This is a genomic window from Mesorhizobium sp. M7D.F.Ca.US.005.01.1.1, from assembly GCF_003952545.1.
In the GTDB taxonomy this organism is placed as follows: Bacteria; Pseudomonadota; Alphaproteobacteria; order Rhizobiales; family Rhizobiaceae; genus Mesorhizobium; species Mesorhizobium loti.
This window is the reverse complement of record NZ_CP034453.1, coordinates 2,760,431-2,780,505: the sequence shown is the minus strand read 5'-3', so window position 1 is coordinate 2,780,505 and position 20,075 is coordinate 2,760,431. Positions and strand designations below refer to the sequence as shown.

The 20,075-nt window shown below is 62.7% G+C and carries 15 protein-coding genes; 8 read left to right on the top strand and 7 right to left on the bottom strand.

What is annotated here, in order from left to right; translation table 11 throughout:
* Nucleotides 1–20: 20 nt before the first annotated feature.
* The 7 genes from EJ076_RS13300 to tssH form a co-directional block, all read right to left on the bottom strand.
* Complete coding sequence (locus EJ076_RS13300) at nt 21–1,562, bottom strand: sugar ABC transporter ATP-binding protein (protein WP_126068151.1); 1,542 nt, start codon at nt 1,560–1,562, stop codon at nt 21–23.
* Nucleotides 1,559–2,215, bottom strand: coding sequence for a DUF2291 domain-containing protein (locus tag EJ076_RS13295; protein WP_126068150.1), 657 nt, complete (start codon nt 2,213–2,215; stop codon nt 1,559–1,561). The genes EJ076_RS13300 and EJ076_RS13295 overlap by 4 nt, the downstream gene beginning before the upstream one ends.
* A gap of 33 nt (nt 2,216–2,248) precedes the next feature.
* Complete coding sequence (locus EJ076_RS13290) at nt 2,249–3,259, bottom strand: sugar-binding transcriptional regulator (RefSeq protein WP_109661626.1); 1,011 nt, start codon at nt 3,257–3,259, stop codon at nt 2,249–2,251.
* Nucleotides 3,260–3,683: 424 nt separating this feature from the next.
* On the bottom strand, nt 3,684–5,342 hold the full coding sequence (locus EJ076_RS13285) for a glycerol-3-phosphate dehydrogenase/oxidase (protein WP_164548842.1): 1,659 nt from the start codon (nt 5,340–5,342) through the stop codon (nt 3,684–3,686).
* Between the two features lie 50 nt (nt 5,343–5,392).
* Entirely contained in the window at nt 5,393–6,169 is a 777-nt protein-coding gene (locus tag EJ076_RS13280; RefSeq protein ID WP_126068148.1) for a DeoR/GlpR family DNA-binding transcription regulator, read from the bottom strand.
* A complete protein-coding gene (locus EJ076_RS13275; RefSeq protein ID WP_109663219.1) occupies nt 6,166–7,701 on the bottom strand; it encodes an FGGY-family carbohydrate kinase in 1,536 nt (511 codons plus the stop codon). The genes EJ076_RS13280 and EJ076_RS13275 overlap by 4 nt, the downstream gene beginning before the upstream one ends.
* A 425-nt stretch (nt 7,702–8,126) precedes the next feature.
* Entirely contained in the window at nt 8,127–10,910 is a 2,784-nt protein-coding gene (gene tssH / locus EJ076_RS13270) for a type VI secretion system ATPase TssH (RefSeq protein ID WP_126068147.1), read from the bottom strand.
* Nucleotides 10,911–11,224: 314 nt separating this feature from the next.
* On the opposite strand from tssH, the gene tssA reads away from it, so the two are divergent.
* From tssA to tagH, 8 genes are read left to right on the top strand one after another with little or no spacing between them, the layout of a single operon-like run.
* Nucleotides 11,225–12,397 (top strand): type VI secretion system protein TssA, encoded by a 1,173-nt coding sequence (gene tssA / locus EJ076_RS13265; RefSeq protein ID WP_126068146.1) that lies wholly within the window; start codon nt 11,225–11,227, stop codon nt 12,395–12,397.
* 6 nt (nt 12,398–12,403) lie between these two features.
* Nucleotides 12,404–12,943: a type VI secretion system contractile sheath small subunit gene (gene tssB / locus EJ076_RS13260; protein WP_126068145.1), complete on the top strand. Its 540-nt coding sequence runs from the start codon at nt 12,404–12,406 to the stop codon at nt 12,941–12,943.
* A 3-nt stretch (nt 12,944–12,946) separates the two neighbouring features.
* Nucleotides 12,947–14,452, top strand: a complete 1,506-nt coding sequence (tssC, locus tag EJ076_RS13255) for a type VI secretion system contractile sheath large subunit (RefSeq protein WP_027035515.1) — start codon at nt 12,947–12,949, stop codon at nt 14,450–14,452.
* Between the two features lie 47 nt (nt 14,453–14,499).
* Entirely contained in the window at nt 14,500–14,961 is a 462-nt protein-coding gene (gene tssD, locus EJ076_RS13250; RefSeq protein WP_109661618.1) for a type VI secretion system tube protein TssD, read from the top strand.
* Nucleotides 14,948–15,703, top strand: a complete 756-nt coding sequence (gene tssE / locus EJ076_RS13245; RefSeq protein WP_109661616.1) for a type VI secretion system baseplate subunit TssE — start codon at nt 14,948–14,950, stop codon at nt 15,701–15,703. The genes tssD and tssE overlap by 14 nt, the downstream gene beginning before the upstream one ends.
* 1 nt (nt 15,704) lies before the next feature.
* On the top strand, nt 15,705–17,579 hold the full coding sequence (gene tssF / locus EJ076_RS13240; RefSeq protein ID WP_126068144.1) for a type VI secretion system baseplate subunit TssF: 1,875 nt from the start codon (nt 15,705–15,707) through the stop codon (nt 17,577–17,579).
* On the top strand, nt 17,543–18,610 hold the full coding sequence (gene tssG / locus EJ076_RS13235; RefSeq protein ID WP_126068143.1) for a type VI secretion system baseplate subunit TssG: 1,068 nt from the start codon (nt 17,543–17,545) through the stop codon (nt 18,608–18,610). Before tssF ends, tssG begins: the two co-directional genes overlap by 37 nt.
* Nucleotides 18,607–20,073, top strand: coding sequence for a type VI secretion system-associated FHA domain protein TagH (gene tagH / locus EJ076_RS13230; RefSeq protein ID WP_126068142.1), 1,467 nt, complete (start codon nt 18,607–18,609; stop codon nt 20,071–20,073). Before tssG ends, tagH begins: the two co-directional genes overlap by 4 nt.
* Nucleotides 20,074–20,075 lie beyond the last annotated feature (2 nt).

Below are 20,075 nucleotides of genomic sequence, written 5' to 3'. Positions count from 1 at the left end.
GGGCTCCGAAATTCTGGTGATCAGGCGACCACGGCTTCGCCGGAGGCGGCCATGATCTGCTCTTTGGTGGCGTTGGCGCCGAATTCGGCTGAAATCCTGCCCCGGCGCATGACGACGATGCGGTGCGCAATGCTGAGGCACTCGTTGACCTCCGAGGTCGAGAAGACGACGGCAAGGCCCTGCGCGGCGCGTTCGCTCAGCAAGCGAAAGACTTCGGCCTTGGCGCCGACATCGATGCCGCGGCTCGGCTCGTCGAGGAGGATAACTTTTGGGTTGGTCGTCAGCATCTTGCCGATGACGACCTTCTGCTGATTGCCGCCCGACAGCGATCCGATCATGGCGTTGCCGCCGGCGGTCTTGATGGTCACCTTGCGGATCGAATCCTCGACCAACCCACGCTCCCTGGAGCGGGACAGAAACAGCCCCTTGGCGAACGCTTCGATGCTGGCAAGCGAGAGATTGCGGCCGACGGTCATCGTTTGAACCAGCCCGTCGCGCTGGCGATCCTCGGGGACGAGCACAAGACCTCTGGAGATGCGCTGGGCAATGCTCAGCCCCGAAACGTCCTCGCCTTCCAGAAGCGCGCGGCCGCCCGCCATCGGCACCCGTCCGGCGACGGCTTCCAGGAGTTCCGTGCGCCCGGCGCCCATCAGCCCATAGATGCAGATGATCTCGCCGGCCCTGACATCCAGCGACAGGTGATCGACGACGGAATAGCCTGAGCCCGAAGTGTCGACGACGCTGACATCCTCGATCGACAAGGCGACCTCGCCGAACGCATGGCCGGTCGGCGGCGAGCCGAGATCGAAATTCTCGCCGACCATGTTGCGCACGATCCACTCGAGGTCGATGTCCCTGGCCTCGGCCGTCGCCGTTATCGCGCCGTCGCGCAGGACAACGGCGTAGTCGGTGATCTGCAACGCCTCTTCGAGGTGATGTGAAATGTAGACGATGGAGACGCCGCGGCTGGTCAAATCGCGGATCACCTTGAACAGCACTTCCACCTCGGTTGCGCTGAGTGCCGAGGTCGGTTCGTCCATGATCAGGATGCGCGAATCGACCGACAGTGCCCGTGCGATCTCGACGATCTGCTGTTGCCCCAGGCGCAGATCCTCGACCAGGGTCATCGGGTCGATGTCCTCTTCGAGATCAGCCATCAGCGCGCGCGCCTGGCGCTGCTCCTCGGCGAAGTCGAGGCCGGTCCTGGTGCGCAGTTCGCGGCCCATGAAGATGTTGTCGCGAACGCTGAGGTTCGGCGCCAGGCTGAGTTCCTGGTGGATGATCGAGATGCCGCGATCGCGCGCGTCCGAGGATGAGGAAAAACTGACGAGGTTGCCGTCGAGCACGATGTCGCCGGATGTCGGCGTGACCACGCCGGACAGAATCTTCATCAGCGTCGACTTGCCGGCGCCATTCTCTCCAAACAGCGTGGTGACCTTGCCGCGATGGATGTCGAAATTGACGCCCTTGAGCGCATGGACGCCGCCATACGACATGACGATGTTGCGCGCCGAAAGCACGGCGTCGCCATTCACGGATCCGGTGTCGGCAGCCGGTTTCATTTGACTTCCAAGCTCACGGGAGTGACGAGCCAACTCTTCGGGTTGACCAGCTTGAACGCGCCGACCACCGATATGGTCTTGCCGGTCAAGGCGTTAGTGTCGAGCTTTGCCAGGACTTCCTTCTTCATCTCGTTGTTCAGCGCCGAACCGGCATCCTGGTATTCGATCTGGTTGGTGAACTGGCCGAATGTAATCTTGCCGGTGGCGTCGCGTAGTTCCGTTCCGTTGATCGCCGGCCCGGTCTGCACGCGGATCATCAACGTATCCGGCACGCCGTCGACGGCGACCTTGTAGATGCCCGATTTTCCTTCGCCGACGACTCCGCTGAACTTGACCGAGATGACCGGTCCGACACCCGCAGGCACGCCGTATTCCTTTTCCGCCGTCGCTCTGTCCTTGGCGATCGCCGTCGCCACCGTCACCGCGTCGGCGGCGCGTGCCTCGACATCGGCCTGCACCTTGGGAAATTCCGACTTGCCGTAGTCAGTGGCGGAAAACACGGCACTGCGAACGTCGCCGGCGGAGCCGATCCTGACCACCTTGGTGTCGAGCGCCATGGCGCCGAGCAGGACGACAACCGCGGCGCCGGCAAGTGCCCGACGCAAGCCGGGCGAGGCCGGCCTGGTCGATGCGGTGGCGGCCTTCGCGCTCATGACGCAACCGCCAGCAAGGCAGATCTGCCGTTGTCACGCATTTGACGATCCTCCGTTCACATGGCGTTTCGCACCATTGGATTGGTTCTGTTCGACAAGGGCACGGGCGGTGGACTCGTCGGTGATCAGGCCGCTCAGATAACGGCTTTCGAGCACCGCCTTGATCGCGCGTACTTTGATCTTGCCGCCGGCGACGGCGACGATCCGGCGGCCTTTCAACTGGTCTCGCGGAAGCGCCAGGATTCTTTCTGACAGCGCCGTTTCCACCGGGCGTCCCTTGTCGTCGAAGAAGTGGGCGAGCAGCTCGCCGACGCCGCCATCGCGTTTGACCTCATCGATTTCGGAATGTTCGATCATGCCGGTAGCCACCAGCGAGGCTTCCCGCTCGGCGGTGCCTATGCCGACGAACATCAGGTCGGACCGGCCTGCGAGGTCGAAGACATCGCTGATGCCGCGCTGGCCAAGCAGCACCTCACGGTCCTCGGCGGTGTTGGCGACGAAGGGCACGGGCATCACATAGGCCTGCGCGCCGGTCCGCTCGGCCAGTCGATGCATGACGTCGTGCGGGTTGGCTGCGAATTTGCGCGTCACACCGCCAAGCAGCGAGACGAAACGGATATGGGCGGCGGCAGTGCGCGTCAGATATTCGACGCTTGCCGCTAGGGTGCGGCCGTGGCCGACGCCGATCAGCATATCCTCGCCGCGATCGATCTCGCGCTTCAGAAACTGCGCGCCGGCGATGCCAAGCGCCTTCAACGGCAATTCGTCCTGATCGAGATCAGGAACGACCTCGCAGTAATCGAGCCCGTAAGCATCGATCAGCTGCTGCTCGAGGTCGATGCATTCGCCGACGTCGCCGTCGATGATCACCCTGACAAGGCCGTCCTGGGTAGCCCGGGTGATGAGCCGATGCGCCTTGAGGCTGGTCAGGCCGAGCCGCTTGGCCACCTGGGCCTGCGTGAGACCCCCGGCATAGTGAAGCCAGGCCGCGCGCGTGGCGAGGCTGGATTCATGGTCGCGGTTAGCGGTTCCGCCGGATTTCAAGCCATCTCCTCCCTGAGATGATATTATTATCTTTGTGTGCAAAAATTTTCACATCCCTGCATCGCTGTCAATCCCTCGCCGGATTTGGTGCATACGCCCGCGGGGAATTCACAGCTCTCGCCCCTTCCCAAAACGCCGGTCTGCCAGCGTTTCGGCAGGCAACATCGACCTATTAGGAGGCAAGCATGTTATTCGATCATATGATGATGTTAATTTAACGTCAATCTGTGTTATTTCCTGCCGAGACCAGCAGGATTGCACAGCCATTGGCTATCCTATTTTTCATCAACTATTTGTTTTTAATGAATAATATTCGATAGCAGCAAAATCCCAACCCGTCTGTGAGTTGGGCGATTTGCGGATGCGGCGCATCCATGGGCAAACCGATCGGATTGCCTTGGGAAGAGCATCGGCGACGGGGTGATCACCCTAGCCGCATCAGGTTCCGGCCCTCGAGCTCCACGATTGCGGCCTCGACTTCCTCTGCGAAGCGCCCAGCGCTCCAGCCCAGCGCCCGTCCGGCAATCGCCGCAATCTCCTGCAGGTCCCGGCCTGTCAGCGAACCTGATATCGCCAGGGTGCTGCGGCGCATGACGATATCGGCCAGATGTTCGACGAACTCGTTGCGGACGATGTAGTCAATTTCCGACCGGCTGTAGCTCTCTGAATCCGGCAGCCGACCCTCATCACCCGACCCATGCGTGGCGATTTGCGTGGCTCTGGTGCCATATCGCGACAACAGTTCATCGAGACGCCGTTCCTCAGCGCCCGTCTCCGAGTGCACCAGAGCCAGCCAACTTGCTCGCGCTGCGGCATTGGCCGGAAAATCCTTGCCGCCGCCGATCGGCATGGCTTGCGTCGTCACCTTGCGGCTGCGCTGCAGGCGATCGAGCACGGTGTCGGCGACTTCCTCGGCGAAGCCGCGAAAGGTCGTCCATTTGCCGCCGACCAGCGAGATGACCGCGAAGGGTCTGTTCCGGTCCGGCTCGGCGACCGGCGCCGAGTGGTCACGGCTGATTAACCCGGGCAGCGATACATCCGAGGCCGGCAGCGGCCTGATGCCGCTATAGGCATAGACGATCTGGTCGCGCTCGAACGCCATCCCCGGCAGCAGCGTCCGTACGCTGTCGAGCAGGTATTCGACTTCGTCAGGCTCGCAGCGCACCTCGTCGGGATTGTCGGCCTTGATGTCGGTGGAGCCGACCAGCGCCAGGCCGAGATAGTCGTAGACAAGGCAGATACGGCCGTCATCGGCTTCGAAATACAGCATGCGCCCGGCCAGGCTTTTGACCAGTTCGTCATGCTTCAGCAGGATGTGCGAGCCCTTGGTGCCGCCGATCATCTTCGACGGCGCGCCAAGCAGATCGTTGACATCGTCGATCCACGGACCGGCGGCATTGACCACCAGCTTCGGACGCACCGAAAAGGTCGCGCCGTTTTCCGGCTGGAAGGTCAGCACGCCATTGGCGGACTTCGCCAGCGTCGTGTAGTTCGCGCTGGCCGAGGCCGGGTTTGCCTGCAGCCCATCGAGGATCAGTTCGAGCACCAGCCTTTCGGGGTGGCTTATCTTGGCGTCGTAATAGGTGCCGGTGGCGACGATCGAGGGGTTGAGCGCCGGCATCTCGCTAAGCGCCTGGCGCCGCCCGACCATGCGGTGGCGCGGCATGACCTGGTTTCGCGAGCCATAGAAATCATAGATCATCAAGCCGATCTTGATCAGGATGGCACCGCGGCTGCGCGGTGCGCTGGTCGAGCCGAACAGCGTCCGCAGCGCCGCCAGAATGCCCTTGCTCCAGGAAAAGATCGGGATGATGGTCGGCAGCGGGCTGACATAATGCGGCGCGTTCTTCAAAAGCAAATTGCGTTCGAGCGTCGACTGCGCCACCAGCCCGAACTCGCCGGTTTCTAGATATTTCAAGCCACCATGAATGAGCCGCGATGGCGCGGCACTGGTGCCGGAGCCGAAATCCGCCTTGTCGACGATCAGGCAGCTGACGCCTTGCGCGCATAGGTCGCGAAACAGCCCTGCTCCGTTGATGCCGGCGCCAAGAATGACGACGTCGACCTCGCCGGTCCCGGCCATGGCAGCCAAACGCCCGGCGGGATTTTCCGTATGTGTTCCTTCGGCTGGGCTCATGGCACTTTCGTCTTGACGATGCGCAGCTTTACGCCGGCCCGCTCGAGGGCTTGCGCCCGCGCATCGCCCAGGCCTTCGGTCGCCAGCACGACGTCGAAGCTGGTCAGATCGTCGAAGACATGCAGTGCGATCCTGTCGAACTTGGCATGGTCAATCAGAAGGATGCGCTTGACCGACGCCGCCATCATCGCCTGCTTGACCCGCACAACATTGGGGTCCTGGATGAAGGCCGTGGTTCCGGTGATGGCCGAAGCCGAACAGATCAGCACATTGGCGCGCAACTGCGCCACAGCGTTCTCGCAAACGATGCCGATATAGGCATTGTAGGTGTTGTGGTACTGGCCGCCGAGACAGATGAAGTCGAGTTCGTCGACATTGGTCAGCAGCGACGCCGTCGCCACGGAGTTGGTGATGACGGTCAGCGGCTTGACGTCGGGCAGCAATGTCGCGACGGCGTTTGCCGTCGAGGAATCGTCCAGCATCACCACCTGGCCGGCTTCGACATAGTCGAGTGCTGCCCGCGCCAGCGCATCCTTCTCGGCCCGGTTGACCGTCACCCGGTAGCGGAAGGCGCTTTCGTAGAGACCGGAAGGCTGAACCGTCACGGCACCGTGCAGCTTGCGCAGCACGCCCTGCTGCGCCAGCCGATCGATGTGCCGGTGGATGGTCATGCGCGATACGCCGAAATGCTCGACGAGATCGTCGATGCGCACCTGGCCGAGCTTGATCACATAGTCGGCGATCTCTTCGCGTCGTTCGTCGGCCTTGATCATGCGCCTCCCCCAGTGTCTTGCCGCGCCAGCTTCTCGATCTCCGGCCAATGCGGTTCGAGCGCACCGGCTATGCGGCCATAGAGGGAAAAGCGCTCGTTGAACACAGCACTTGAGGCCGGCACAGGCTCGTATTGGCGCGCCGTCATGCCGACCTGCCTGGCGCCCTGTTGCGGCGTCGCGAAGATGCCGACCGCGGCACCCGCGCAAAGGGCAGCGCCAAAGGCCGCGGCCTCGTCGGTCGAGGTGACGATGACCGGGGCGTTCAGCACATCGGCAAACATCTGGACGAAGGCCGGATTGCGCGAGCCGCCGCCGGTCAGGCGGATTTCGCTGATAGCAAAGCCCTCGCGCAAGGCTTCGACATGGGTGCGATGATTGAAAGCAATGCCCTCCAGAACCGCCTTCAGCATATCGCCGCGATTGTGCCAGCCATGCAGGCCGACAAAGCTGCCGCTGGCGACATCGCCAAAGGGGGAGCCGAACAGATAGGGGTGAAACAGGATGGTTGAGGACTTCTTCAGCGCCGCGTCGATCTCCGCCGCCAGCAAGTTGTGAATGGAGCCTCCATCGGCACCTGTCTTGTCCTGCTCCGAGCGGCAGAACGTGTCGAGAAACCAGTCGTAGTTTGCGGTCGAGGCGGGCGAGATCGCCATGTTGTTCCAGCGGCCAGCGTCGATGGCGTTGCGGCAAAGCCAACGCGGATCGACGCGTGGTTCCGTGGAGACGACTTCGTTGATGGAATAGGTCCCGGCGACGATGGCAAGCACGCCCTCCTCGTGACCGCCCATGCCAAGCGCCGAGGCGGTCACGTCATGCAGTCCGCACGCCACCGGTGTTCCCTTGCGAAGGCCGGTCATTTCGGCGGCTTCGGCAGTGACATGCCCGACGATCTCGGCAGAGTGCGCCATCAGCGGCAGCGCATCGAAAAGATCGTCCAGTCCGAAGATGCGCATCGCGTCCGGCGCGAAGGCTTGCGTGCGGAAATCCGTGAATGAGGTGCTGGCCTCGGTACGGTCGGTGCCGATCGTGCCCGACAGGCAAAAGCGCAGCCAGTCCTTGCAGGCCAGTATATGCCCGATGCGCCCATAGCGGTCGGGTTGGTTCTTCCTGATCCAGGCCAGCAGCGCCGATGGCGCCGAGACGTGCGGCGCCTGGCCGGTGCGCGCCAACGCGTCTTCGAAGACCCGGTCCGCCGACCATCGTTCGACAATCTCGCCGGCGCGGCTGTCGAGCGAAAGAATCCCGGGGCCTAGCGGCCGACGATCCTTGTCGAGCAAATATAGACCGTCGCCATGCGCGGTTGCCGCCACCGCTCTGATGTCGCCTGCCAGGCGGCCGGACAGGGCGATCGCCTCCTTGATTGCATCGGCGGTCGCTTGCCAGAGGCCGGCCATGTCGCGCTCCACCCAGCGCGCATAGGGCATCGACTGCGGAACCCGTCGACGCGCCACGGACAACTGCGTGCCATCGGCATCGAAGATCACCGCTTTGGTGACAGTGAGACCGTTATCGATTCCGAGCAGACTGGGCATGGTCACCGCCTCTTTCAGCAACTGGCGATGCGCACTGCAAGGCAATCCTGCAGGCTGGGGCAAGGGTGACAGACATAGCGACGATCGACGAGCAACGGTGATACAAAAGCAGTGGTACCTTGCGGATCAAACGAACCATATCTCGCTGTTAATTTAACGTCAATATGTGCGACAATGATATTGATGCCAGCCGATATCTGACATCTTCAGCGTCGATATATCGCAAAACAAACTGATTTTGTTCAATTTTTTTCCGCCGAAATATCCCACCTAGATCGTTAAAATCGGCCGACTAGCGCCGTAGATCGGCTTGGTTCGCCGAGACGTCCACCTCCTGGGCAGTGCGCCTCGGGCTGGGAGGCAAGAAGACGCTGCGCACCCTGGCAAGCCTCGGTTGCCGATGCTTCATCAACATTCGCCTGAAGCTACTCGAAGGAATAGGTGAAGCCCTCCTTGGAGGCGCCGACCGTCACCTTCGTCATCTTTTCGCCCTCGAGCGACCGGTTCAGCACGCCGCGGCTCAATTCCGGCAGAAGCGTGTTGGTCAGGATCGCATCGATCATCCGTCCGCCGGATTCGATCTCGGTGCAGCGGGCCTTGACCAAGTCCATGACGCCATCGCCGATCACCAATTCCGCGTCGTTGGTCGCACGCAGCCGCCGAGCGATCTTGGCAAACTGGTGGCGGGTGATCGCTTCGATCATCGAATCCGAGAGCGGGTAATAAGGAATGGTCACCACCCGGCCGAGGAAGGCCGCGGGGAAGACCTTCAGCAACGGGCTGCGCAGCGCGGTGTCCAGATCGTCGAGCCCAGCCCGCAGCGTGCCATTCCTGGTTCGATCCATGATGACTTCGGAGCCGACATTCGAGGTGAGCAGGATCAGCGTGTTCTTGAAATCGATGCGCCGGCCCTCGCTGTCGTCCATCATCCCCTTGTCGAAGACCTGGAAGAAGATCTCGTGCACGTCAGGATGCGCCTTCTCGACCTCGTCGAGCAGGATCACCGAATAAGGCTTGCGACGGACCGCCTCGGTCAGGATGCCGCCCTTGCCGTAGCCGACATATCCGGGCGGCGCCCCCTTCAAGGTCGAGACCGTGTGCGCCTCCTGGAACTCGGACATGTTGATCGAGATCAGGTTCTGCTCGCCGCCGTAGAGCGTCTCGGCCAGGGCCAATGCGGTTTCGGTCTTGCCGACGCCCGAGGGGCCGCAAAGCAGGAACACGCCCACCGGCTTTTCCGGCGCACCGAGCCCGGCGCGGCTGGTCTGCACACGCCTGGCGATCATCTCCATGGCGTGATCCTGGCCGACCACACGTTCGGACAGAGTGCTGGCCAGCCGCAGCGCCTTTTCGGTCTGGCTCGACAGCATCCGCCCCGTCGGGATGCCGGTCCAGTCCTGAACGACCGCCGCCACGGCGTTGCGGTCGACCGACGGCAGGATCAGCGGCGTCTCGCCTTGTGCCTCGGCCAGCTCGGCCATCAGTTCGCGCAACCGGGCGAGATCGGCGGCCGGATCGGGTGGAGGCGCCGGTGCCTCCACATCGGTCCTGGCTGTCTTGTTCTTCGCCGATTTGGCCTTGGGCGTTTCGCTCTTGGGCGGCTGAGTCTCAGCCGCGCCCACGCCTGCCGTTTCGCCATTGGTCTCCGGCGTCTCCACCGCATCGAGCGGGACACCTTCGCCGCGTAGCCTGGCGCGCAATTCGAGTATTTCGGCAACAAGCGCCTTTTCCCGATCCCAACGCTCCTGCGCGGCGGCCAGCGTGACTTCGGTTTCCGCTAACCCGGTGTCGACCCGTGCCTGCCGGTCGTTCACCTCGATGCCGATCGCAGCCTCGCGACCGATGATGCCGCGCTCGACCTCCAGCGCCTGGCGGCGACGCATGATATCTTCGACTTCGGCCGGCGTGGCGTGCTGCGATATGGCGACACGGGCGCAAGCGGTGTCGAGAAGGCTCACCGCCTTGTCCGGCAATTGCCGCGCCGGGATGTAGCGATGCGAGAGGCCGACCGCCGCCTCGATCGCCTCATCCAGGATCTGTACCTTATGGTGCTGCTCCAGAACGCCGGCCACACCGCGCAACATGAGAACGGCCACCGCTTCCGATGGCTCGTCGATCTTGACCACCTGGAAGCGGCGGGTCAGTGCCGGGTCTTTCTCGATGTGCTGCTTGTACTCGGCCCAGGTCGTTGCCGCGATGGTACGAAGTTCGCCGCGCGCCAGCGCCGGCTTCAGCAGATTGGCCGCGTCGCCGGTTCCAGCCGCGCCGCCTGCGCCAATCAAGGTGTGGGCCTCATCGATGAACAGGATGACCGGCGTTTCGGAAGACTGCACCTCATCGATGACCGCCTTCAGCCGTTTTTCGAACTCGCCCTTCACGCTTGCACCCGCCTGCATCAATCCGACATCGAGCATGCGCACACTGACGCCTTGCAGCGTGGGCGGCACGTCGTCCGCGGCGATACGCAAGGCAAAGCCCTCGACGACCGCGGTCTTGCCGACCCCGGCCTCACCGGTCAGGATCGGGTTGTTTTGCCGACGTCGCATCAGGATATCGACGATTTGCCTGATCTCCGGATCGCGGCCGACGACCGGATCGATCTTGCCGTCTCGGGCGCGCTGGGTCAGGTCGGTGGCGTATTTCGCCAGCGCCGAATCCCCGCCCGGAGCCCGCTTCGGCGTTTCGGCTGCCGGAACCGCTATGCCCGCGCCGGCTTCGAGTGAGCCCTCCATGACGTCGGCGAACCGCGCGATGACCGAGGCGGCGTCGATCTTGTCGAACTCGCCGCTGATCTTCGACAGCAGGCCTTCCAGCACCGGCGTCTTCAGGCAGGCGAGGAGAATATGGGCGCTGCGGACTTCCTCGACGCCGAACTCGAGCGTTGCCAGGTTCCAGGCTTCCTGGATGGCATGGAAGATATGGTCGGAAAATTCCTCGATCGACGTTGCGCCGTAAGGCAGCTTGTCGACGGCGCGGGTCATATCGGCCGTGAGCCGGCTCGCATCCATGCCCGCATCGGCGATTATCATTTGCACATCCGAACGGTCGGAAAGCAGCAGTTGCTCGATGAAGTGGACGAGTTCGACGTAAGGATTGCCGCGCAGTTTGGCGGTGTCGGCGGCAGCCTTGAAGGCGCGGACACCCACAGGATTGAGCTTGCCGACCAGTTCCTTGCGTTTGAAGGTCTGCGATGACCGGCGCTGTTCCATCGAACGTGCTCCTGCAATCTGCCAGTCGATAACCTGCCACATAAGCCGTCACTTGACAAAGCGCGTGGTGGACAGCGCCCCTTCCAATTGTGGAGAGTGCTGCACCATCGGCTGCAAACAACCACGGAATTGTCCGCCTCCGTGTAACGCACTTCACATACAGGGTCGGCAATCTGGCCAAGGGTTTCGGCACCCAAGACGCGGCCTGGTCAGCTTTCGTTAATTTTTTGAGCAGTGCTTGAATTGTGGTAAAGTACAACCGTGTGATACCGTAGGGTCACATACGGTTTGAGGGCCGATCGCTGGGGGTTGGTGTGATTGATGTCGCACTCTGGCTTGCTCCGCTCGACGGTGAAAATCCGTCAGGGGAGGATTTGCGCAACGACCCGGCTTTTCATGAGCTGGAGCGCCTGACGGAACCCGAGATCAAGGTCGTCCACGACGGCCAAAACAAACCCGCCTCGCAAAGCACCATCCCGGTCGACTGGCCTGCGGTTCTGGCCAAGGCGGAGGAATTGCGCGCGCATGGCCGGGACCTGCGCTTGCTCGTCGTCGTCACGCGCGCGCTGGCCAATGAAGAAGGACTGGCCGGTCTCGCGCAGGGGCTGACCCTTATTGCGCAGACCTTCGACCAGCATTGGGAAACCATGCATCCGGCACTGCGGCCCAACGCTCCTCCACGCGATGCCGCCTTGCGCCGTATCAACGCTCTGCTCGACCTCCAGAATGGTCAGGAGGGGTTGTTGGCGAACCTGCGGCAAATGACGTTCTTTGCGCCGCGTGCAATCGGCCCGATTCAGGGCAAGGATCTGGAAAAAGGTGCGCTCGACGACCGTGTCATGCTCCAGGAAGCCGCCTCGGGATTGAATGCGGCAGAAAAGGCCGCACTGGTCAGTGCGCACGGACAATTGTTGAACCGGGTGCGTACCGGATGTGCGGCACAGATGGATCAAGCCAACGCAGAGATGGTCTTGCTCGTCGCCGACGCAAGGGCAGCGATCGCGGCCCTTGATGCGGTCGAGACCGCTCTCAACGCGCGGCTCGAGGGCGGTGCTGCTCCTGTTCCGGAATTGAAACGGTTTCTGCAGCGTCTGCTGACGACCCTCGAACGAAATTCGAAAGCCGGCGCCGTGGCGAATGGCGCGGCCAAGCCGCTCACGCCGGCAGAACCGACAACGCCTGCTCGAAACGGTCATGGAGCCGATACTATGGCAAGTGCGGCAAGCTACACGGACTCGAGCACGGGACTTCCCGACCGGATTTCCTCACGTGACGACGTGGTGAAATGCCTCGACCTCGTCGTCGCCTTCTATGACCGCACCGAACCATCGAGCCCAATACCGCACCTGGCGCGGCGTGTGCGCCGGATGGTGCATATGGATTTCGTTGAACTGATGGAAGATCTCGCCCCGTCGGGTCTGAAGGAATTCCGACTCCTTGCCGGTGTTCCCGATGCCAAGAAGACGGCTCAGAAGGATGAAAGGTAATAACACATGCCAGCCGAAAGCAAAGCGAAGGTCATCGAACGAAACCGCGCGCCGCGGGTGCAGATCGCCTACGATGTGGAAACCTACGGTAGCCCGACGACGATCGAACTGCCGTTCGTCATGGGTGTGATGGCCGACCTTTCCGGTGCTTCGCAGACCAAGGAAGCGTCAAAGTCGGTGCTGGACCGCTCCTTTGTCGAGACCGACGCGAACCGCTTCCCCAAGTTCATGGAGGCGCTCGGACCGCGGGTAAAGGCCCGCGTGAAGAATATGCTGCCGCAGGCTGAGGGCGCCGAGCGGGACGAGGAACTGGCGCTCGATCTTACGTTTTCCAGAATGGGCGATTTCGCCCCGGACAAGATTGCAGAGCAAGTTCCGCAACTGGCCGAGATCCTCAAGATGCGTCGCCAGCTCGAGGAGCTGCTTGGCTTCATGGATGGCCGCGTCGACGCCGAAAAACGTATCGCGCAGCTTCTGAACAACGAACCGCTTCTTGGCAAGATCGCCAGCCAGGCGCTGGCTGACGACGACAAGGTTGGGGAGTAAATCATGGCCGAACAGCAAAAGACCGCCGCCGTCGCCGCCGAGGCCGAAGCCATAGACCTTGGAGAATTCAGCGGACTCCTCGAGAAGGATTTCAAGGTCAAGAAGGACGACAGCGAGAAGCTGCAGCAACTCGTGCGCAATCTCGCGCTCGCGGCGCAGTCCCGTTCCGATACCACCACCATCTCGTCCAATGCGATCAAGTCGATCAAGTCGCTGATCGCGGGCATCGACAAGATGCTGACGACACAGGTCAACGAGATCCTGCACGCGCCCGAAGTGCGTGAGATGGAAGGCACATGGCGCGGCCTCTGGTATCTCATCAACAACACCGAGACGGATCAGAAGCTGAAGATCCGGGTGATGAACATCTCCAAGGAGCAACTGGCCGACACGCTTGAAGACTATGAAGGCCAGATGTGGGACCAGAGCCCGATCTTCAAGAAAGTCTATACGGACGAGTATTCGATGCTTGGCGGCGAGCCGATCGGCTGCGTGATTGGCGCCTACGAATTCTCGAACCACCCGCGCGACGTCGGTCTGCTGCGCAACATCTCCGGCATCTGTGCTTCGGCGCACACGCCGTTTATCGCAGCCGCCTCGCCGCGCCTGTTCCGCATGGACAGCTGGCAGGAATTGCCGAACCCGCAAGATCTGCAGCAGATCGTCTCCAACCCGGCCTATGCCTCGTGGCAGTCGCTGCGCGAGAGCGAGGACGCGCGCTATATCGGCCTGACCATGCCACGCGTTCTGGCGCGGCTGCCCTATGGCACGGATACCGTTCCGGTGAAGGGCTTCACCTTCGAGGAAGAGGTGCAGGGCGACCACAACAAATATGTCTGGATGAACGCCGCCTTCCCGATGGGCGTGAACATAAACCGCAGCCACAAGCTCTATGGCTGGGGCACGCAGATCCGCGGTGTGGAGAATGGCGGCACGGTCCTCAACCTGCCGGTGCACAGCTTCCCGACCGACGACGGGTCGATCGCGATGAAATGTCCGACGGAAGTCGCCATCGACGACCGACGCGAAGCGGAACTGGCCAAGCTTGGTCTGATGCCGATCCTGCATCGAAAGAATACCGATCTCGCGGCCTTCATCGGCGCACACTCACTGCAGGACGACGAGACGCGGGCGGGACGGCTGGTCGACCCCGACGCGCAGTCCAATGAGCGGCTGAGCGCCAACCTGCCCTATCTCTTCCCAGTCTCGCGCTTTGCGCATTACCTCAAGGCCATTGCGCGCGACAAGGTCGGCTCGTTCAAAGAGCGCTCCGACATGCAGATCTGGCTGACCGAATGGATCAACCGATACGTGCTGGCCAACCCGGCCTTTGCCGACGACAAGGCGCGCGCCAAGCGCCCACTTGCCGCGGCCGAGGTTCAAGTCGACAGCGTCGAGGGGCGGCCGGGCTATTACAACGCCCGCTTCTATCTGCGCCCGCATTACCAGCTCGAGGGCATCAATGCCTCGCTCCGACTGGTCTCGGAACTGCCGTCCGTAAAGACTTGATTTGCAGCAACACCATCTTGGTTTTTTGAAAGCGGTGGAGAAAGACAATGCCCACAGGTACGAAGATTGATGGCTTTCTGAAAGTTCCTGATATCAAAGGCCCAAGCGCTCGAGACGGCCACGAGGATGAAATCGAAATCCACGGGGTCGATTACAAGATAGTCGCGCCATACGATCCGAATTCGCTCTCGCGCCGCGGCCGCGTTTCCTTGGGCATGATCAAGTTCACCAAGCACTATGACAAATCCTCGCCCTATCTGAAGAAGGCACTGTTCGAGAACAAAGCGCTGGACGAAGTGGTGTTCTCGGCACGCCGGACCATCGATGGCGAGACCAAGGATTACCTGGTCGTCACGCTCACCGATGCCTCGATCATGGAATACGACATGTCGCAGGCCGAGGATGAGGAAGACCTGATCGAGGAAGAGGTCAGCTTCGCCTACAAGAAGATCAAGTTCGTCTATGACGGCAATGACGAAATCGAAATGGATGTCTATGTCGGCAAGTGAGGGCCGGCGGCCCGACGCGGACAAGCTGCAGGTTACCGCTGGTTCGCGAGCAAAACGCGAAGCGGTCCAGCCCTCTCTCTGGGACCGCCTCGTAAACGACCTGCCAGGCATGACCTCCGAAATAGACGGGCTGCGCAAGGCCTTGCAGGACGAGCTCGGCGCGGACCGGCTGGAGAGCCTGGTTGCGGGCAGCGCGCGGCTCATCGATGCCGATGCGGAGTTGACGGCCGATCAGAAGCGGCGTCTGCACCGCCTGGCATTTCAGACCCAGCACCGCGTGGAGATGGAAAGCCGCGGCGTGGTCGTTTCGGCCCGCGTGCTCCGGGAGGCCGTGCGGCGCGATATCGAGGCCCTGTTCAACACCGAGCGCTTCGAGGCTGTTCCGCTTCTTTCCGATCTCGAAAGCGAGCAGGCAGCGGACAACCCGCCGTCACTCGCCGATTTTCCGGAGGTGCGCCGAAGCGTGATCAACTACGGCGTGCCCTCCTTCTCGGGCCGTTCCTCCCGCGACTTTGATCGCGAGGCGCTGGCGCGCGAGATCCGCTCGGTGCTTGCAACGTTCGAGCCACGCCTCAAGGAAAGTACGACGAAGGTCACGGTGACGCTTGGCGACAAGAGCGTGGGTTTGAAGATCGAGATTGACGCGGTGCTGATCATGACGCCGACGCCGGAACGCATGCGCCTGCGCACCACGATCAATCTCGACAACGGCTTGGCGCGGACCGAATTTAGGGAGGCCTGAGATGGATCGGGTCTTCGTAGAATATTACGAGGAGGAACTGACCCATATCCGTGCGCTGGCGGCGGAATTTGCCGACCTGCATCCGGCGGTGGCGCGCAATCTGTCGCTCGACACGGTGCCGTGTCCGGATCCGTATGTCGAGCGGTTGCTTGACGGCGTCGCTTTCCTGGCGGCGCGCACCCGGCTGAAAGTCGATGCCGAGCGCTCGAGGTTTTCACGCAGCGTGCTGGATGTCCTCTATCCCGATCTGGTGACGCCCGCGCCGGCAACGGCGATGGTGGTGCTGAAACCCGGCCAGCAGGTCCAGACGATGGTTGCCGGCCATGTCGTCAAGCGCAACACCCGGCTGGTCTCGGGCCTGCAGCCCGGCCTTTCGACGCGCTGCACCTTCACCACCGCCCAGGACGTCACGCTGTGGCCGATAGCGGTCACTTCGGTCAGCTATTTTCAAGATCGCAGTGCACTGGCGGCGGCGGGAATAGCGCCGATCGGCGGTGTGGCCGGCGAGGCAGCGCTACGCATCGTGCTCGCCCGGACCGGAAAAGGCAGGCTCGACGAACTGTCGCTCGACCGGCTTGATCTCTACTTTGCCGGACGCACCAAGGCCCCCCTGCTCTTCGACGCGATTTTCGGCGCTTGCTCGGCCGTTGGCGCACGCGCGGAAGGCAAGACCAATCCCCTATTGCCCTTGCCGGAACCTGAAATGATCGGCATCAGCGACGAAGAAGCCCTGATGCCTCGGACCCGTCCGACATTCGAGGGGTACCGTCTGCTGCGCGAATACTTCATGATGCCCGAGCGCTTTCACTATGCGCGGGTTTCCGGGCTACAGCCCGTCATGCGCCGATGCACAGCCGGGCTTGAGATCATCTTCATGTTCAGGCGTCCAGTGCCCGAGCTTGCCGACTTGACACCGGCCGATTTCGAACTTTTCGCAACGCCGATCATCAATCTCTTCGAGCGTGAGTGCAACGTCATCGAGCTTGATCCGCGCAGGACGCGCCAGGTGCTCCATGCCGACCGAACGCGGGCGCGCGACTTCGAAGTCTATCGGGTCATCCGCGTCGAGGACGCCGACACCGGGGGCAGCGATGCCGAAATTCCGGAGCTCTTCAGCCTGGGTCAGAATCGCGGCAGTGGCTGGGTCTACTCCACCGAGCGGCGCCCCCGTCGCGCCACTGAAGACGAGCGACGCGACGGGCTGACCCGCACCTCCTACGCAGGGGACGATGTTTTCCTGGCAATTTCACGTCCAGTGGAAAGCCCGGCGAACCGGCCGCTGAAGCGTGTCGACATCGTGGCGCTTTGTACCAATCGCGATCTGCCGATCCTCGATGACAATCCCACCTTGACGCTGGAGGCCGGCGACCCGGTCGAAACGGTGCGGCTTCTCGGCGCGCTGCGTCCGCCTCGCCCGGCCATTCCCGCCGCGCTGCCGATGGGCGCGGCGGGCGAATCCCGCGCCGACAATCTCGCCTGGCGGCTGGTGGCGCAACTGGCGCTCAATTTTCTCAGCCTTGCCAAGGAAGGTCGCGGCGTCGATCCGCTGCATGCGCTGCTCGATCTTTACGCCGACCGGGGAGATCCGAGCCTCGCCCGCAACGTGCATTCGATCGTGCGCATCGACTCGCGCTCGGTCATCGAACGGCTGCAGATCGACGGGCCGATGTGCTTCGGACGCGGCACGGAAGTAACATTGCATGTCGACCAGTCAGTCCTGGCAGGGCAAAGCACATTGCTGCTTTCGGCCTTGCTGGCGCGGCTTTTTGCCCGTCATGCCGGAATAAACGGCTTCGTGCGAACCCGCACGCGGCTGCTGCAGAAGCAGGAGGATGTGCCATGGCCGATGACGCCCGGCAATCGCTACCTGATCTAGACACAGTCGACCCGAACCAGGCCGAGGCGCTGTCGGAGACGTTCGACTTCTTCGAGCTGTTGCGCCGGCTCGAACGGAGGGGCGGGCTGTTCGGCTATTCCGGCTCGCCGGAGCGCGAGCCCGCGAGACTCGGACAGCATGTACGTCTCAGCTTTTCGGCCAGGGACGTGGTTGAATTTAGCGAAGCGAAGGACAAAGCTCCGGCCAGGGTCACCGTCGCAAATCTCGGCCTGATGGGACCCGAAGGCCCGCTGCCCCTGCATTTGACACGCTGGGTGCTCGATCGTCTGTCGCAGCGCTGGTTCACCGGCGCCGATGCCCAGCAAACCAGCGACACGACATTCGTCGACTTCGTCAACATTCTGCAGCACCGCATGATCGCCCTGTATTACCGGGCATGGGCGGATGCGCATCCGGCCGTACAGGTCGAACGCGCGGTCGGCGGGCGCGTTCGCGCCATGCTTGAAGCCATGGCGGGAATCGGGCTTCCCGGCACCCAGAACACCGAACTCGATACGGTGAAGCTTCGCCAGGCAGCTTCGCTCGCCAACCAGGTTGACGGCCCGGAACGGCTGACGCTGTTCCTGGCGGAAGCGTTCAAGGTGCCGGTTCAGATCAAGGAGTTCATCGCCGCCTGGATAACCATCCCAACCGGCCTCCAGACCCGCCTTGCAAAAGCCTATGCAGGGCTCGGCCGAGGGGCGACGATAGGCCCGCGCGTTTTCAACCGCCAAAGCCGGATCGAACTGCGTGTCGGCCCGCTGGGGTACGAGGACTTCAAGGCGTTCCTGCCCGGCGGCCAGCGGCTCAAACTGTTCAAGCAAGCCGTTTGCGACATGGTCGGGGAATCGCTCGACGTCGATCTGCGCATCGTGCTGGCGCGCGAAGCCGTGCCGCCGCTCCGTCTCGGTGCGGTCCAGCTTGGCCGGACCGCCTGGCTTGCGCGGCCCTTTGAAAGGGGCGATGCTGACGATCTGCGGCTGCGGACGATCGTCGGATGGCGGCCGGAAATGGCGGGGGTCGCGGCATGAGCCTGCTGCTGACGCTGGAGCAAGGGCCACGCACCCAGGCGGTACGGCAGACCCGGCTGGACGAGGGCGAGCTGGTGATCGGCCGCAGCGCGGACGCAGGCTGGCAGATCGACGATCCCGACATGTTCGTTTCCCGGGCCCATTGCAGGATCTCGGGCGGGCGGGATGGATATTTCGTCACCGATACGTCAAGCAGCGGATTGTTCATAAACGACTCCGACAGCCCGCTCGGCGCCGGCAAGTCCACGCGCCTTCAAAGCGGCATGCGGCTAAGGCTTGGCGACTACGTCGTCCATGTCGATCTGCAGACGCCAACCGCCCAGGCACCCGCAACCGGCCAGCCGGCCCCGGAACGCCTGCCGCCGGCATCCCGGGCGCCGGTGAGCATCGGCCGCGACGACTTCTTTTCCGCTACGGTCGAAGAAGAGCCGCGACGGCCACGCCCGGCGGATCTGCCGAACCCGTTCGAGCAGCCGGTTCCGGGTGCGTTCGAGCGTGCCAGCTCCGGCGGGCGCAGCTCGCCTGCTTTCGATGACCCGTTCAGCCTCGATCCGGTTTCTACGCCTGTGTCGAGAAATGCCGCCCCTTACCGCGAACCGGGCGGTGCGGCGAACCAGGCGGACCCCTTCGGTCTCGACCCCGTGCCGTCTCCCAGCCGGGGAGCCGAACGCGCTCATGGAAAGCCGTCCGATTTCAATGATGACTTTGGTTTCGGATCAGCCGCCGCGCCCGGTTCGGCAAACGGCACCGGCTCGGCCGGACAGCGCGTCGCCCAACGACCACAATCCGCCAATCCCTGGGATTTGCCCGCGCAAGCTGCTGACGTCCCGCCTCCAGTGCGGACCGATGCTGCTGCCAAACCCGCCCGCCTGCCGGCAGCGCCGCAGCTGGGGGACATGGCGCTTCGCTCCGCATTCCTGCATGGCATGGGTGTCGAGGAGGCCGATTTCCCCGGGCGCGACAGCATTGCGGAAATGGAGAAGTTTGGCCGCGAATATCGGCTGATGATGGAAGGGCTGATGCAGCTTCTGCGCAAGCGGGCCGAGGAAAAGGGAAACGCTCGCGTCGCCCAGACCATGGTCGGGGCTTCCGAAGTCAACCCGCTCAAGTTTCTGCCGACGGTCGACGACGCCATCGTCACGCTTCTCGCCGAGCGCAGCCCCGGATTTCTCGCCGGCGAAGCGGCAATCGCGGATGCGGTTCGCGATCTCGCCCAACATCATGTGCGCGCCTGGCGCGGCGTACAGGGCGCCTTGCGGCGGATGATTGACCGTTTTGACCCGGCAGCGATCGAGGAAGAGCTGAAATCGAATTCCGCGATCGGCACGCTGCTTTCGGGCGGGCGCGGCGCCAGGCTGTGGGAGCTTTACCGGAAACGCCACCGTGACATCGCCGAGAGCGCGGAAAAAAGCTTCCTCGGTGAAATCGGCGCTGATTTTCGGGATGCATATGAGGAGGAGTGAGA